The sequence below is a fragment of the Shinella sp. Sh6 genome, assembly GCF_055392685.1.
In genome coordinates, this window is the sequence record NZ_AP044005.1 from 1,997,465 (window position 1) to 2,013,025 (window position 15,561).

Sequence of the window (15,561 nt, forward strand, 5' to 3'; positions counted from 1 at the left end):
TGCCGGACATATGGCCACTCCGCGACAAGCATTGGCATCGGGATGGTCATCGCGCCTCCGTTCCTGCTCACACCACTTCAACGCGACCATAAGATCAAAGGCAAGACCGTGAATTCATCCAGTTTTCAAACCATTGCCGGTGTCACCGTTCCGGCGACCGACATCGTTCAAATGGCGTTCGAATACGCGCGCAGACGATATGAACCTTACCTGTTCAACCACGTTGTGCGCTCGTGGCTGTTCGCTGTCAGGATAGCTGACATTCAAGGCATTGAGCATGACAGGGAGGTCGTGGCGTTGGGCTCCCTTTTGCACGACATAACATTGAACGAGAGTTTCGTGGGACCGCGGAGGTTTGAGGTAGAAGCGGCTGATCTGGCTCGCGCGTTTGCGATCGACAATGGACTAGACACCCGCCGCGCCCAGCTGATCTGGGACAGCGTAGCCCTGAACTCGACGCCTTCGATTGGCTTGTTTAAGGAATCTGAGGTGGCCCTTTGCACGGCGGGAATAGGACTGGACGTGGTGGGCTTCCAGTATGAAGTCATTCCTGCGGCTGAGATACAATCGATCATAAAGTTCTTTCCGCGCCTTAAAATGAAGCAAAAGATGATCCGCTGCTTCTGCCACATAGTCGAGAGCGCTCCAGGAGCCAGTTACGGTAGCTTTCTAGCAGACTTCGGTCACCGTTACGTCGCAGAGTATTCAGCGCCGTCTGCAGTGGACATGGTGCTCGAAGCTCCTTTCGAAGAGTGACCGGGCGGCTGCGTGGCTGTGCTCGCGCCATTCGAGGGCAATCCCTCTTTTGCCCGCACACGGCCTCCCCTATGGCACTATCATAGTGAAAACTTTCGTGGTGCTTCAGTCTACCTCATTAGTCCAGCACGCCTTAGCAAACTCAAGTATAGCTGCCCTGAAGATCCTACCTGCGGTAGTTTTCAATCGTCGCCTCCCCTCCTCCCAAACCTGCAAGGCGACACGCTTCGGTCATGCCCCTCCCAATCCGAAGCAGCGGAGAAGCTCCGCAGGCCGCCCCTTTCGGAGGGGCGGCCTTTTCCAACCGATCGCCTACAATTCATGTCGTGGACGACAACCGCTTAATCCACTACGCCCCGCGTGACTCAAAACAACAGAATGTCAGGGTACGGTCGGGGAACAACGTGGAAGAAACGTGAGTCTCAAACCATCTGGCGCACTGACGGGACTTGTCTGCCTCCTCCTGTCTTACTGCACAACTAGCACGCCTTCGCCCGCCTCGGCGCAAGTAGCACAGCCGATGGCCTTCAAAGATCGCTCGGGGCTGTCGACTCCCCCAGCTTTGGAGCGAACTCGCGAACACGGTCGTCATACTGACACCCTCGCAATCGAGGCAGAACTCGCTTCCCGGGGAGAGACCGCCTCAGGCGAGGAGTATCTCGGCCGCAAGACCAGCTCCCTGGTCGGCAATCATGTGTGGGGAGCGACCCGCTCGCTATACTCAGCGACGCAAGCCTTAAATGCCGAGTATCAGCAGGATCACGTCCAGCAGCGGATGCTTCGTGAGCCCGCGTGGAGGGAAATAGCCCCGCATAGGACTACCGCACTTCCGACATTTCAATCCATTTGGGAGCGACTGGGACGCGCGTAGTCGTGAGCTTATCGATCAACATTTCCGGAGAAGATTCGCAGAGTAGGATTCCTCGGTGAACAGACTTTAGAAAATGCTCGGTTACAAGATTGTCCAGAAAACCGTTCAATCCATCGAAGAACCCGTCTACGTTTAGCAGGCCGACCGATTTGCTGTGGAAGCCCAGCTGTGACCATGTCCACACTTCAAAGGCTTCCTCCAGCGTACCTATCCCACCGGGCAAGACTGCGAAACCATCTGACAGGTCGGCTATCATCGCCTTCCTCTCGTGCATTGAGTCAACCAAATGCAGCCTGGTCAATCCGCGATGTCCCACTTCCTGATTTGCAAGCTTTCGGGGCAAGACGCCAATGACCTCACCGCCTTCGTTGAGCGCAGCGTCGGCGACGGCCCCCATCAAGCCGACAGAAGCACCGCCGTAAACTAACCCGAGACTTTTTCGCGCAATTGTCCGGCCCAAGCTCACGGCAGAGTTCCGGTAAGCCTCCGATCGACCAAAACTTGATCCGGTGAACACGCAGATACGCATGAGAAGTTCCTTCAGGCAAATTGCAGCAGAGCGTCCGAAAGCAGTCGGACTGCAACTTCGCGTCTATAGATTTCAGTCGAGCGGTGATCGTTGATCGGAGAAATCTCCTTGACGAGAAATTCGCTCGCGCGTTCTAGGTTGGGTTGGTTGATGGCCTTGCCCACGAGAAAGCTCGTGGTTGTCGGGCACGTCATCGGTCTCGGTCCCACAGCACCAAAGGACAGTCGCAGGTACTGGATGATGCCATTCTCTATTTTCACCACCATTCCCAAAGAGACTTTAGAGATGGCCTGAGCACGTCTGGGTCCAACCTTCCGGAAGAACTGGCGAACGTCCGCACCACGAGGCTGACGCGAAATCATGATTCCCGTGATCAACTCCCCTGGGCGGAGCGACGTGCGGCCCGGCCCGGTGACAAAATCAGCGAGGGACTCGCGGCGCTGATACGCTTGATGGCAAATTTCCAATTCTGCGCCCAGCGCACTCAGCGCGACCAGACCATCACCTGCGGGCGAGGCCGTCGCGATGTTCCCAGCTAATGTACCCACATTGCGAACTTGGGCGCTGGCGACAGTGCGTGCGGCTTCGACGAGCAACGGCGCTTCCCGCATCACGTCTCCGTTGCACAGGATATCGGTCCACGTGACGAGCGGACCGATCACCAATCCCTGATCGGAACACCGAATGACGGCCAAACCGGGTTCATCAAGTCTAGTAAGGTCGAGAAACCTTTTATCGACAAGATCATGCTCGTGCCTAACCAAGAGGTCGGTTCCACCGGCAATCGGTATAGTGCCGGAGTCGGCGGCCAATCGGGAAAGCGCGTAAGTAAGCTGCATGTCCCGCCTGGTCGTGATCACCTGGGGCGTCTTCCGTTCGGCCGGGATCGTCTCAAGTGCTTGGCGAATCTTGGCATAGCCGGTGCAGCGACAGAGATTACCTTCAAGAGCGGCATCCAAACTGTCAGGCAGACCGAGTGCCAACTGCCCTGCCGCAGCGACAACGATTCCGGGCGTGCAAAATCCGCACTGGACTGCGCCAGCTGTGACCATCGCATGCACCACATCTCGGCCAATTTCGGTTTCAGCCACAAACTCCACTGTTCGGACATCGTGTCCTTGAGTCGACGATGCCAACTGAAGACAGGCGCATATAGGCTTGCCATCCAGTAGTACCGTGCAAGCCCCGCATTCTCCTTCGCCACAGCCAAGTTTGGCACCGCTAAGACCAAGCTCGTTTCGCAGCACCTCCAATAGAGTTTGATTGCCTTCGTGCGTTTCATGAACGACGCCATTGACCGTAAACATTGTCATGGCCTCTCTCCTCTCGCGAAAGGAAGGAGGGCTTCGGGACGGACAGGAAACACTTCGAAACGCCGACCGGTTAGAGAGGCCAAAGCGTTCGCAGTGGCCGCAGCTACGGGCGTCAAACCAACCTCGGCGATACCGCGTACTCCAAGCGGATTAGAGTGGCTCGGCGTACTGTGCAGAAACGTGCGCAATTTCGAGGGCACGTCCCGGATCGTTGGAATGATATAACTTGAAAGGCGGTCGTTCAGCACCATTCCGCCCTGAAGCGCAAGTTCTTCGAATAGCGCGAAGCCCAGACCTTGTGCGAAGCCACCCTCGACCTGCCCACTGACACCATCGGGATTGATCACCTGGCCGGGATCGAGATAGGTCTCCGCCTCCTCAACTGTTACTGCTCCTGTGACCGTATCGAGTGCAATGCGAACCAACTGGATGCCATAGGCGTAGTCGATGTGCGGCGCTCCGATAACAAGGCTCTGACGCAGATCAGGCGAGTAATGGGCCGTTTCTTCTACCTCTCCGTTCTCGCCCGCGTCGATCCGTGTCCGAACGGCACGCGCAGCCAATAAGACCGCACTCCCGGTCACCGCAACGGATCTCGAGGCGTTGGTAGACCACGCATTCATTTCGTCGGTCGAACCGTTTTTCAACCGAACCGCATTGAGCTGGCACCCGAGCGTGTCGGCCGCAATCTGTATGAACGCCGTTAAATTGCCTTCTCCCAGATCGGGGGCGGAGCAGTCGAGAATAAAGCCGCCGTCCTTGTCCCGCCGGATGGACACCGTGGAACCTTGCTCGACGCCCGGCCCAAGCCCAAAACCCTGCCATACAAATGCAAACCCGGTTGCGCGCCGGACGCTTCCGTTGGTCTCTGGCGGGGTACGAAGAACGCTTTCGCGTGCTCGTTTGGCCAAAGCATGTAGGCTCACGTCCGAGGTGACGATATGGCCTGCGCCTGCACGATCACCCTTCTTCAAGAGGTTGTGGCAACGAAACTCAAGCGGGTCCCACCCCAGTTTTCCGGCCAACTCGTCCATCGCCTGTTCTATGCCGAGGATGACCTGCGGATTGCCGAAACCGCGAAAAGCGGATGCGTTCCCATTATTCGTATGCACGACCCGTCCGCTTACCTCCGAGGCAGCGAACCTATACGGTCCCGGCGCATGTTCCGCAGCAAGTGTCAGAACGCTGGGTCCGAGAGTACGGTATGCTCCGGTGTCCACCAGGATATCAGCTCGGAACGCGGTGAGATTGCCTGCAGCGTCGGCCCCAACCTCCACTTCAACTTCAAATCGATGGCGCTTCACCGAAAACGCGATGCTTTCACTCCTATCGTACATCATGCTGGCCGGACGACCTGTGTGCCTCAAGACAAGCGCGAGAACTGCCTGGACATTGAGATCCTCCTTCCCTCCGAACGCGCCGCCCATGGGCGGGTGCTTCACCCAAATCCGATCCTCCGGCAGATCTAGGATCATCGCCAGCTGTAACCTGTCTGCAAAGGGGTTCTGTCCTCCGCATGTGATACAGACCCTGCCCTGTTCGTCGTAGAATGCGATGCCTGCCTCTGTTTCCAGATAGGCATGTTCTTGGCGGCCAGTAGCGTAGGCAATTTTCACCACATACGCCGAAGCGGCCAGTATTGCTGGAACATCCCCGAATCCAAGGCGCAGTTCCGAACAGAGATTTCCGCCTTCATGAATATGAGGCGCATCAGCATTGAGCGCTTTTCGCGGATCGAAAAGTGGTGGGAGATCGACATATTTGACGTCAATTTTAGCCAGCGCTGTCCGCGCCTGCGCTTCAGTTTCGGCCGCTACGATCGCAACTGCGTCTCCACAGAAACGAACAATTTCTTCACACAGCACCGGCTGATCAGGGGTTACGAGACCAAACCTGTTGATGCCCGGAATGTCGCGAGCGGTAAGGACACAAACCACTCCCGCCGAAGAAAGCGCATCCTTCACTTCGATTGCAGCCAGCCGCGCGTGCGGGCGAGGACTTCGTAGAACCTTGACGTGAAGCATGCCTGGCAGAGACAAATCTGATGGATAGCAAAATGTGCCACGCGCTTTGTCATAGGCATCCCATTTGACGACGGATTGTCCGATCATACTCATGGTCTCCAGCATCATCGGAAGATACAATACGATACGTATCGAAGCAATATAAAATCGATACGTGCCGTTGCGAAACCGTCGATTACCGATAAAGTGGGTTCAGATGGATTTGACGAGGGTAACTGTGGGAGAGACTAAACAATCAGGCCGACCGCGCAGGGAGGAAATCAGCGAAGAAGCTCGCGGCACGGCATTACGCCTGGCGCGGGAACTGGGCGCGGAAAAAGTCACGATGGAAGGCGTCGCTTCACAGTCAGGAATCGCAAAAACAACGCTGTATCGGCGCTGGCCCAGCGCGCCACATCTCGTCATGGATGCTTTTCTTGCGGATCTCCATCCTCTGATCGCCTACCGCCACGGCGAAACGCTGCGCCAGACCTTGATCTACGCGCTGATGGACCTTGCCGCTGCTCTCGATAGCAAGCGTAGGGAGCTCCTGTGCCATCTGATTGGAGCGGCTCAGTCCAATACCGAGCTACGTCTAGCTTTCTGGGAGAGCTGGATACACCCGCGTCGGGAAGAGGGTTTGAAAGCAATAATGACGGCGGGTCTGGGCCGCGAAAGGGGGGAAGTCATCCTCGATTTGCTGTTCGGCGCGTTCTACTACAGGATGTTGATACCGTATGCTCCGATCGACGCAGAATGGATCAAAGCCATTGTGAATAATGTCCTTCCGGACGAAACCCCAGAGAAATAAAGGGTTCAGCGGATCTTTCGGTGTTTTCGCGTCTCCATAAATACCCGTATGGCGGCAGCTTGTGCCGACGCCATCGCTATCTTCTGTCACGGATGGAAAGAAGCGTGTACAGACGTGATCATGGCGTTCGGTTCACTCAGCTCTTAACGGAAACCAACGGTTCTTAACATGCCAACCGCCTCTTCCGCGGGTATGATCGAGGCAAATTGTTTCCGAGGAGCCACGATTAATGAAGTCGCAACTTTCCGAAGCGCGGTGTGAACCAGCCACTTCTTGGGCACTGCCCCCGGCGGTCATAGCTTTCCTTCAGGCTGTGAACAACAATGACGTCGTCCAAATGTTGGAGCAATTCGCCGAAAGCGCGGTCGTGAACGACCAATTCGAAGAGTTTCAAGGAAAATGTTCCATCGAGGACTGGAGCAGGCGAGACGTCATCGGAATGAACATGAACATCTCGGTGTCAGATGTCCGGCAACGGCCCGCTGGTGTAATCCTCACAGCCGAGGTTAAGGGAAGTTTCGAAGGATTCGGCCTTCCCGACCCACTCGTCCTGCTGTTCTATGTTACCCTTCACAACGAGCAGATCGACCAGTTGATTATATTGCGCAAGGCTCTGTGAGAGTCGTCATCCGCAAGTGATTGTAAGCCTACGATGATGTAAGCGTAAGGCTTAACCACTCTCGTGAGTACCTGAGCAGCGAGCAGGGACGGCCGCGTCCGTCAAGTTGGTGTAATTTCGGGTGTGGTTCCGGGCCGTCATGATCAGGCGGCTCTGGGTGTAATTTGAAGTGTGGTTTCCTCCTCGACTGTCGATGGATTCAGCTCGGCCATCGCCTCGACCTGCATGTATCGGCTGAGCAGCTGCCATTCGTCGTTGGCTTCGAGCAGGACCGCGCCGATGAGCCGGACGATGCTGTCCTCGTTGGGAAAGATGCCGACGACATCGGCGCGGCGCTTCACCTCCTTGTTCAGCCGCTCCAGCGGATTCGTCGAATGTAATTTCGTGCGGTGCTGCGCGGGGAAGGCCATGTAGGCCAGCACGTCGGCCTCGGCGTTGTCCATGAAGGTGCCGAGCCTGGGCCATCTGACGCGGAGCTGGTCGGCGACATGCCGCCAGGTCTGGACGGCATTGTCATGGTCGGGCTGGATGAAGGCCTGGCGGATCGCGGCGGCGACCATGGTGTGCTGGCCCTTGGGAACGTAGGCCAGCGCGTTGCGCATTGCATGAACGCGGCACCTTTGCCATGTCGCGCTGAGGATGCGGGTGATGGCGGCCTTCAGCCCTTCATGAGCATCGGAGATCACCAGTTTGACGCCGGTGAGGCCCCGGCGCACCAGATCGCGCAGGAAGCTCGTCCAGAACGGCTCGGCTTCGGAGGGGCCGATATGCAGGCCGACGATTTCCCTTTTCCCGTCCGTGTTGACTGCCACCGCGATTATCGCCGCCACCGATACAATGCGCCCGCCCTCGCGCACCTTCAGATAGGTGGCGTCGAGCCATAGATATGGCCAGTCGCCGGAAAGGGGGCGCTTGAGGAAGGCGTTCACCCGCTCGTCGATGTCCTTGCAGAGCTTGGAAACGGAGGATTTGGAGATGCCCGTCATGCCCATCGCCTGCACCAGTTCATCGACCTTGCGCGTCGAGACACCGTTGATCCACGCCTCCTGGATCACGGCGACCAGCGCCTTCTCCACCATCTTCCTCGGCTCCAGGAAGCCGGGAAAGTAGGCTCCCTGCCGCATCTTCGGTATCTTCAGGTTCAGCGTGCCGAGCCGGGTGTCGAGCGAGCGGTCGCGGTAGCCGTTGCGCCATGTCTGGCGGCCGTCACCACGTTCATAGCGGCCAGCGCCGATCAGACCGTCAACGTCGGCTTCCATGATCAGTTGCAGCACGCTTTCGGCAATCGCTCGCAGAAAATCACTGTCGCCGCTCTTCGCGGCAAGCTCGGCAAGGGGTAATCTATCGTCGGTCATCGGGGTTCCTTTCGGTCTGGTTGAAGCTTTGCAACTCCACCTTCTCCGACAGGCCCGGTGCCCACCTTGCGCTCAACGAATACGGCAGCCCATTCTCCACCGCCGTTTCCACCTCAATGCGCCTCCGAAATTACACCATCTGCGCGGACGCTACCAGCAGGGACACCCCCTGCTCGCTGCTTGGCGTTTCCGGGTAAATTCAAGGCCGATGCGGTCACACCTAAGGGGCGTCGGCTCGGAAACATACAAAGACGCGCCGTTACCGCCTTCTCATATCAGCCGCGCGATCCCTGCGTCTGGGACGCCATCGCGTCAGTAGCGCTCTGTCACCCCCGGCCTCCTCTCGATTCCGCACCGCCAACAATCGGCAACTTTTAGCGAGGCACAGGTCAACCATCGGCACTTCCAGCACAACCGAATACCAACATTATTTCGCAAATCAAAACACATCTGAACTCGCTCGGCGCGCCGATGTCTACCAAGTTTAGGGGCTACCGAAACACATTCATAACTCGGAGAATAACGCCATGGAACTGCAAACCGCGACGACAACCGAAGGGTTCGACATCTTCCGCGAGGCGACCGCGTTCATCATCGACGGCGACCCACAAACCCGGCTCTCACTTTTGCGCCTCTTTACCGACTACGGACTGGAGGCTCAGGCTTTTGCCGATCCCCATGATTTCCTGGCGTCGGTCGCCGACGACGCTCGCGGATGCATCGTCCTTGGAAGCAGCCTTCCTACCGGGTGTGGCCTCGACTTCCATGATAGACTCTGCCAGCTGGACATCAATCTGCCAGTGATTTTCATCAGCCAGGACCACGATGTTCAGAAAAGCGTTAGAGCTATGAAGGCTGGCGCAGTTGACTTCCTCCTCCAACCACTCGATCGCGGCGAAATTCTCAACGCAGTGAATTACGCACTTAAGAAAGACGCGGAGCGGTTTGCGGCCGTGTCGGCGCGCCGGGCAATTCTTACGAGGCTCGCGACCCTCACACCAAGGGAAACGGAGGTTTTTGAAGCCGTGACCAGCGGGCTGATGAATAAGCAGATCGCCTACAATCTCGGAGTCAGCGAGATTATGGTGAAGGTGCACCGCGGCAAAATGGTCCGGAAGATGAAAGCCCGCTCCGTCGCCGAACTCGTTCGAATGCACGAAATCACACGCGATGCAGGTCGCGCACAAGAGCGGCAGTCGTTCAGAATCATTCATTGAACGACAGTATGCTTGGCTCGATCGTGGCGTACATTCGCCCGATCGCGGCCTGTTCACACCGATCATGATGAGGCGATATCACCTTGAGCGGTACTTTGCGGGCTCCCGATACCGCAGGCTGTGACCGGGGCCCGACGTGAAGCGTCAGACGCCGCTCACTAAGTTGGCCTGGGCCTGACGGCTCGGTGCTTCTACGGCGAGCGCCGACCACGCAGTGTTTTCTTTTTGAATATCTATCAAACACTTGCATGCCAGAATTGAGGAAAAGAAAGAATGAGCGAGTTAGTTCGGTCGACGGTGAACATTCAATCGGTACGTCTGTTCGAAGACGTGCATCACTATTGCACCTACGCTGAGGGTCGTGTCGAAGAAGGATGGAGCCTCGCATGGATGGCTGCAACGCTGGTGAAGCATTTCGATGGTGACCAGGGCAGCGCGCTGCAGTTTTTCGGACGGATCCACGAGTTCGTTAGAGACAATCAAGTTGAGGAGGAGGATCAGGTCAGCGTGGAGATCAGGCCGGATGGTGAAGGCGTCAACATCGAGATCCGGCGTAAGGGGCACAAATCGATCCGGTATCCAAACGATTTCATTTTCTACGAGTCCACGCTGTGGGCTTTCGAGCCGGTTGAAGAGACCGTGGCTGCCTGACCGCCGGACCATCCTCGCTGAGGTTCTCATCTGCGACATCGCACTGTGCTACATTTAGCATTGGCGAGATGTATTCCGATGAGGTCCGTCTGCGGCGTCTCCGACGATGGGGAGCACGGCGTGAAGCGGTCGCCATGCTGTGTTTCGTTCCGAACTCTCTCTCTGCTTCCTATCCCATGACAATAGGTGCTTTTTGAAAGCTTGGATCGTCAGTGACCTGCACGTTGCCCACGCGGAGCGTTTGCCTGCGAACTCGATTGAAATCCCAGATGCCGATATTTGCCTATGTGCTGGCGACGTCGCTGGTTTCATCCAGATGTCACTCGACTTCCTCGTGACGCGGGTCGAGCCGATCATGCCCGTGGTCATGGTATTGGGCAATCATGAGTGCTACGGCAACACGATCGACAACACCCTTGCGACTGCGAGGAAGCTTACCGAAGGAACACGGATTTCGGTCCTGGAAAACGAAACGAAAGTCTTTGGAGACGTGCGCGTTGTCGGAGCGACGCTATGGACAGATTTCTAGATCGAATGGGGGATCAAAGAGGAGGTTTCGTTGCCGGATCGTCGAGAGATAGCGATTGATGTCTGCAAACGATACATGGTCGACTTCCGCGAGATATTCCGTTCCGGCTGGCACGAACCGGTATGCCGGGATTGCTGATGGCCCGAGAGCTGATCACACGCCACGTTGCCAGCCGAGCATTCATCGAGGCGCAACTTGCGAAGCCGTTTCACGGCACGACAGTCGTGCTCACGCACCATGCGCCATCGCCAAGATCTCTGGATCCGAAGTTTCATGGGCAAGAAACCAACGCGGCATTCGCGTCGGACCTCACACCGACAATCTAGAATGGAAAGCCCGACCTATGGGTCCATGGTCATATCCACCGCTTCGTCGACTATTACGAGGGGCAGTACCAGGATCGTCTGCAACCCGCGCGGATATCCATACGAGCGAGAGAAAAATGGTTTCCAGGCGGGTTTTGTCGCCAATATCTAGCCAAACAGAAAGGGACGCCCACCCTCAAAGGGGAGAGAAAATGTTCTCGGCGGTGATAGCCTCGATCCCTGCCGTCCATTCAGTGGACACTTCGTTGTAGCGCTGAGGCACACGGACTCTCAGACCAACTGCAGGGTTCTCCAAGGCGCAAAACAGGAACGCGAGACTATGGATTTTGCTGCCCGCGCAGACCAGCAGCACGCTCGCCCCGGGCAGATCGCTCACCTCGGAGATCCGCGAACTAAGTGCGCTCTGCAAGCCGACAAAGTCTTGCACCGGATAGGGCATGAACTTGGATTCTGGGACCTCAAATACGTTCTTGATCTTGCCCACCGTCTCCAACGCGAGTTCGGTGTATTTTTCCCGAAAACCTGGGCTTGAGTAGACAAACACGTTGTTGTCCGCTTCGAATCTGTACAGGAGCTTTTTGATTTGATCATATTCATACCCGATCGATATGAAGTTCGTCTTCGCCAATCCGCCCTTAAACACGGGCGGAAGGAAAGCGGGCTCGGTTAGCTGCCAGTCGCCATCCGTGTAATCAAAGACGAGCTTGCGGTCGGGTGTCTCCTTGAAGGCATAGTTCGGCCTCGCGTACAGAAATGTTATTTTCCTGACGAAGTTCTTTTTATCCCACAGGGCGACCAGGGAGCACCACAGGAGACGGGGCGCTGATGTAATGTCAAAAATCAGGCGTTTGGCATTTCCTATGGCTGAATCGATCTCTTTCGACACCTCGACTAGAGAGCCGTAGTCATCCGTGACCGAGTTGAAGACGATTTCTCTGTGTTCGATTTTTCGCTCTTTGCAGAACGCTTTGTACTGGTGCCGGATATTGCCAGAAACGCCTGTCTTTCCCGTATTACTGAATCGCACCACGATGAGACGCTTAAGATCGACGTTTTCGAGCACAGACAGTGCCGTCTTACTGCGGTTCTCCCAACTGGCTGCTACGATCGCAACATCCGCCGTGACGAGTTGTGCCAACTCCGATGGGGACTTATCGCTGAAGGTCTCAAAACGATATTTCAACGCTCGTCCTCCTCATCTTCGAGCAGGTCTGCCTGCGCAGGGTTCTGGCGCTTGCGAAGCCAGCCCTCGAAGACGTGCCTGGCCCACACAGAGGGATTGTCCACCTCACGATCATTAATCTGATGAAGGAAAAAAGTAGGGATCGGGATCAAGCCATCTGACGGCTCGCGATAAGCAATATCGAAGTTTGGGGCAAACTGCCTGTGCAGACGAAAACAGTAGACCCCCTGCTTCGCGACGAGATCGACTCTTCGCACGTATCCGTCTACTTCAGCATCCCTGATGAGTTCAATGTACCGTTCGTTTCGTCCCATCTCGATGCTGAAAACCGCACGATCCGGACTCTTGAGGGCGGACTGGTATTTGTAATCGTGCTGAAACTCTTTAACCAAGTGACCTAGAAACGGAATTAGCTTAGCCAGATAGTACCCGTTCTTTTCGGCATAGTCGCTGATCGATAGAAGCTTCCTGGTCGCAGCCTCCCGGCAGCCGCGATCTTGCTCGCGGATGTCATAGACCTCCCGCTGAAGAAAGCGTTTTGGATCGGAATAGCTGTGCGTTACCTGCTCGTACAGCGACCCCAATACCTCCAGGAAATCTCGGATGCATCCATCACTAAGACCGACGACGGTTTTGAAGCCTGCGTAGTACATGGGAACTCGGTACTTCGCGCAGATGCAAATATAGGAGGCCAAGGCCTTCTTGCGGAGCGCATCGTTGGAGCGAACGTCATCAATGCCGGACCGTTCAAGGAAAAATTCCCACATTTTACGCGAAGGGTTCTGACGGTTCTGAAAATCCTTGAGGAAGGTGACAGCGCGCTTGTTGGTGGTATCCGCAAAGCTCTCGGCACAGAGCTCATCAATCTCAAAAGCCGCGAGCTTGTCTTTGATGCTGAAATCGCCGACATCAGGAAACGCGCGCTTTACGCGCAGTCGCGTGACCTCAGTGCAAAACTTCTCATAATCCACGGCATCAAGGCCGTCGAGATAAACGATCGTCCGCTCCTCTCGGGCTAGCGCCTGACCGTCGATTGTAGTTTCAGCTGCCCGGTAACGACCATCAACATAGGCAATTGACCAGGCCACGGGCTCTCCACGTGGTGTGCGGATCAGAGTGTTAAGAGCGGCCTGGAACTCCGGCGAAAAGGTTTCACAGTCATCAATCAAGATGCGGATTTGGTTCAAGTGTTCATTGAGGCCCTTTAGCGCGCGGAGAACCTGACCCATGATTGAATGGAATTTATTCTCATGCCGCGTCTTGAACGACGGCAAGTCGTCGCGGATGCATCTTGCGAATTCCAGCATCTCGACCAGAACGTGCTCAATCTCGTACACGAGATGATCGAGGTTTTTGGCCTTCCCTACCCCATATTCCCGGCACACGCTGTGTGCGATGCCCCGCTCACAGTCGTCATCGACCTTGAAAACCGCTGCGTCTCTTAATGCCACGCAATGTTCGACAACCTTATGGAGAATGATCAGCTCAAGGTAATATGTCGTAAGCTCTTGTTTGGATTCTTTGGTGACAAGGTATTTTCTGTTAGCTTTATTATCCCTCATCGTAAAGAAATTGGGCTTTGAACGATTATTCAAATTTATATATACGCCGAACGTCGTTTTATACCGAGCGATGTCCGATGACTGGCGAAGATGTCTATTCTCGTTCTGAAAGAGTGTATCCGAAATTTTTAGGATTGAGGTCTTCCCGCAGCCCCTTTTGCCCGTGAAAAAGTAATTACCCGCAGTAAATTGCTGCATCGCCTGATCAGAGACGTATATGAGGGGCGAGCCTTCATCCTCGAACTTGACGGGTCGAAAGGGATTTAGGAAATTGGAAATCATCGGCAACTTACCCGCCAGGTTTTGTCGTTGAACTCCAGCGTCCGATCAATCATCAGATGCCCGGCGAATTCCAGCTCCAAGATCTTGTGAGCGGAGAATTTATCTGAAAGTTCTGAGAACCGACTACTGCTCTGAGATTTGACCAGAGAGATAATGTCTTTCCCAGTCTCATCGATGAGGCGGTCGCGCTTTTCCGGACCGTAAAAGCGAATCTTCCGACGCTTCGGCCCGGTAATTCCCACGGTTTGAAACCTGTATTCGTCGATCTGGACGCCCAACGGGACATTATCATCGGACGTGAACAGCTGGACGTGGTTGAAGCCATCGCGGAGAAGCGGGGCAGAAATCGCAACAATGCTGATCTGCCCATCGTCACCATCGTCCGCGAGAAGCGATTCCACGAGAGAGTCGTGGATATGTCCATGAAGATAGACGATCGGCCGCCCGAGCTGCTTCAGCTCGTTCCTGACGTATCCGGCGTTGAGCATTTCCGGAAAGATGGCTATTCGGGGTGTCCGCTGCGGAAATATGTTGTGATGGGCAAGAACAATCGGTGTCACATGCGGATTGGACCTGATGTCGTGACACACCGACGAAATAGAGTCCTGATCGATGTAAGGGGCGTCAAACCGGGAAAACAGGTCCGGCCCGCTTAGGGAGTTGAGGTGGCTTTCTAGATCCACCTCGTAGATACGGCTCATCTTCCAAATGTCAGAGCAGCCAAGACAGGAATTGAAAGCATAGAGAGCGACCGCTCCAGCCCCTGCCGAGCATTCGTAAGCCTTATGATTGTCAAAAGAGAGCTCGATCGATCCCGTGTATTTGCCAGCTATCGCCTGGAAAGCGGCGAACTTGTTATGCTCCTTGTTGAGGATCTGTGGCCATTCTAGGTCGTGATTACCTGGCACGCCATATGCCGGTATCCCCAGCGACTTGAACGCCGTCGAGAAATATTCAAGTGAGTTGATGAATTCCTCTTGATTGCCCGCGTCCGTGAAATCGCCGACAAATGCCGCAAAATCGATATGTACTGACTTCGAGAGGTTGCCGATATATTTGATTACGCTCGCAATGCGATTTACACCGACCCCGTTCAGGACCATCGATCCAGTGTCGAGCTTGTTGTCGACATCGGCTTCATTTTTGTAGACGGGGTAATGGATATCGCCAATCTGCAAAATACTACAAGTCGGCATGCATCCAGCCCTAGCTCCGTTTTTCGGCTCAACCTATCAGCGCGTTTTGGCAGGGTCAAATTCCGTTCGCTCCAGCGAGCCCGGCACCTTTGAGCAGTGCCAACTGCACCAGCCGTGGCGAGCGCCAAGAGTACACCTCTACAAGACTCACAGACTCCCAACCGCCTCGGGCCGGGCCGAAGCTAATCGATAGCATCCGCTACTGTCGCCACCATAGCTCTGACCCAAACCATGCCCTTAGCTGTCTATGCGCAGAAAACTGCGACGCCGTACCAAACGGGGCATCCACCGATCGCAGGAACAATGCTTTAAAGAGTATGCGGTAAATTTGCTGTTCCACTAGCCAGATTAATCGGCA

General features: G+C 55.5%; 13 protein-coding genes. 6 read left to right on the forward strand and 7 right to left on the reverse strand.

Features of this window, described 5'->3' with window-relative positions:
• The first annotated feature begins 42 nt into the window (after positions 1–42).
• A complete protein-coding gene (locus ACZ5TO_RS09755; RefSeq protein WP_464797925.1) occupies positions 43–756 on the forward strand; it encodes an HD domain-containing protein in 714 nt (237 codons plus the stop codon).
• A gap of 818 nt (positions 757–1,574) precedes the next feature.
• Here ACZ5TO_RS09755 and ACZ5TO_RS09760 read toward each other — a convergent pair.
• The 3 genes from ACZ5TO_RS09760 to ACZ5TO_RS09770 are packed head-to-tail and all read right to left on the reverse strand — an operon-like array spanning position 1,575 to position 5,586.
• Positions 1,575–2,156 (reverse strand): LOG family protein, encoded by a 582-nt coding sequence (locus ACZ5TO_RS09760; RefSeq protein ID WP_464797926.1) that lies wholly within the window; start codon positions 2,154–2,156, stop codon positions 1,575–1,577.
• Positions 2,157–2,167: 11 nt separating this feature from the next.
• Positions 2,168–3,469 carry an FAD binding domain-containing protein gene (locus tag ACZ5TO_RS09765; RefSeq protein ID WP_464797927.1) on the reverse strand — a complete coding sequence of 434 codons (1,302 nt, stop codon included), beginning with the start codon at positions 3,467–3,469 and terminating at the stop codon, positions 2,168–2,170.
• Positions 3,466–5,586 carry a xanthine dehydrogenase family protein molybdopterin-binding subunit gene (locus tag ACZ5TO_RS09770; RefSeq protein ID WP_464797928.1) on the reverse strand — a complete coding sequence of 707 codons (2,121 nt, stop codon included), beginning with the start codon at positions 5,584–5,586 and terminating at the stop codon, positions 3,466–3,468. The genes ACZ5TO_RS09765 and ACZ5TO_RS09770 overlap by 4 nt, the downstream gene beginning before the upstream one ends.
• 103 nt (positions 5,587–5,689) lie before the next feature.
• Between ACZ5TO_RS09770 and ACZ5TO_RS09775 the strand changes: the two genes are divergently transcribed.
• A complete protein-coding gene (locus ACZ5TO_RS09775; protein ID WP_464797929.1) occupies positions 5,690–6,283 on the forward strand; it encodes a TetR/AcrR family transcriptional regulator in 594 nt (197 codons plus the stop codon).
• A 229-nt stretch (positions 6,284–6,512) separates the two neighbouring features.
• Positions 6,513–6,902: a hypothetical protein gene (locus ACZ5TO_RS09780; RefSeq protein WP_464797930.1), complete on the forward strand. Its 390-nt coding sequence runs from the start codon at positions 6,513–6,515 to the stop codon at positions 6,900–6,902.
• Between the two features lie 143 nt (positions 6,903–7,045).
• Here ACZ5TO_RS09780 and ACZ5TO_RS09785 read toward each other — a convergent pair whose 3' ends face one another.
• Positions 7,046–8,257, reverse strand: a complete 1,212-nt coding sequence (locus ACZ5TO_RS09785) for an IS256 family transposase (protein WP_064329943.1) — start codon at positions 8,255–8,257, stop codon at positions 7,046–7,048.
• Positions 8,258–8,784: 527 nt separating this feature from the next.
• On the opposite strand from ACZ5TO_RS09785, the gene ACZ5TO_RS09790 reads away from it, so the two are divergent.
• The 3 genes from ACZ5TO_RS09790 to ACZ5TO_RS09800 all read left to right on the forward strand — a co-directional run bounded on the left by ACZ5TO_RS09790 (position 8,785) and on the right by ACZ5TO_RS09800 (position 10,654).
• Complete coding sequence (locus ACZ5TO_RS09790) at positions 8,785–9,474, forward strand: response regulator transcription factor (protein WP_464797931.1); 690 nt, start codon at positions 8,785–8,787, stop codon at positions 9,472–9,474.
• Positions 9,475–9,747: 273 nt separating this feature from the next.
• Positions 9,748–10,125 carry a hypothetical protein gene (locus tag ACZ5TO_RS09795; RefSeq protein ID WP_464797932.1) on the forward strand — a complete coding sequence of 126 codons (378 nt, stop codon included), beginning with the start codon at positions 9,748–9,750 and terminating at the stop codon, positions 10,123–10,125.
• 193 nt (positions 10,126–10,318) lie between these two features.
• A complete protein-coding gene (locus ACZ5TO_RS09800) occupies positions 10,319–10,654 on the forward strand; it encodes a metallophosphoesterase (protein ID WP_464797933.1) in 336 nt (111 codons plus the stop codon).
• A gap of 501 nt (positions 10,655–11,155) precedes the next feature.
• Here ACZ5TO_RS09800 and ACZ5TO_RS09805 read toward each other — a convergent pair.
• From ACZ5TO_RS09805 to ACZ5TO_RS09815, 3 genes are read right to left on the reverse strand one after another with little or no spacing between them, the layout of a single operon-like run.
• Positions 11,156–12,163, reverse strand: a complete 1,008-nt coding sequence (locus ACZ5TO_RS09805) for a hypothetical protein (protein ID WP_464797934.1) — start codon at positions 12,161–12,163, stop codon at positions 11,156–11,158.
• Complete coding sequence (locus tag ACZ5TO_RS09810; RefSeq protein ID WP_464800371.1) at positions 12,160–14,007, reverse strand: ORC-CDC6 family AAA ATPase; 1,848 nt, start codon at positions 14,005–14,007, stop codon at positions 12,160–12,162. The genes ACZ5TO_RS09805 and ACZ5TO_RS09810 overlap by 4 nt, the downstream gene beginning before the upstream one ends.
• A complete protein-coding gene (locus tag ACZ5TO_RS09815; RefSeq protein WP_464797935.1) occupies positions 14,004–15,203 on the reverse strand; it encodes a metallophosphoesterase family protein in 1,200 nt (399 codons plus the stop codon). The genes ACZ5TO_RS09810 and ACZ5TO_RS09815 overlap by 4 nt, the downstream gene beginning before the upstream one ends.
• Between the last annotated feature and the right edge of the window lie 358 nt (positions 15,204–15,561).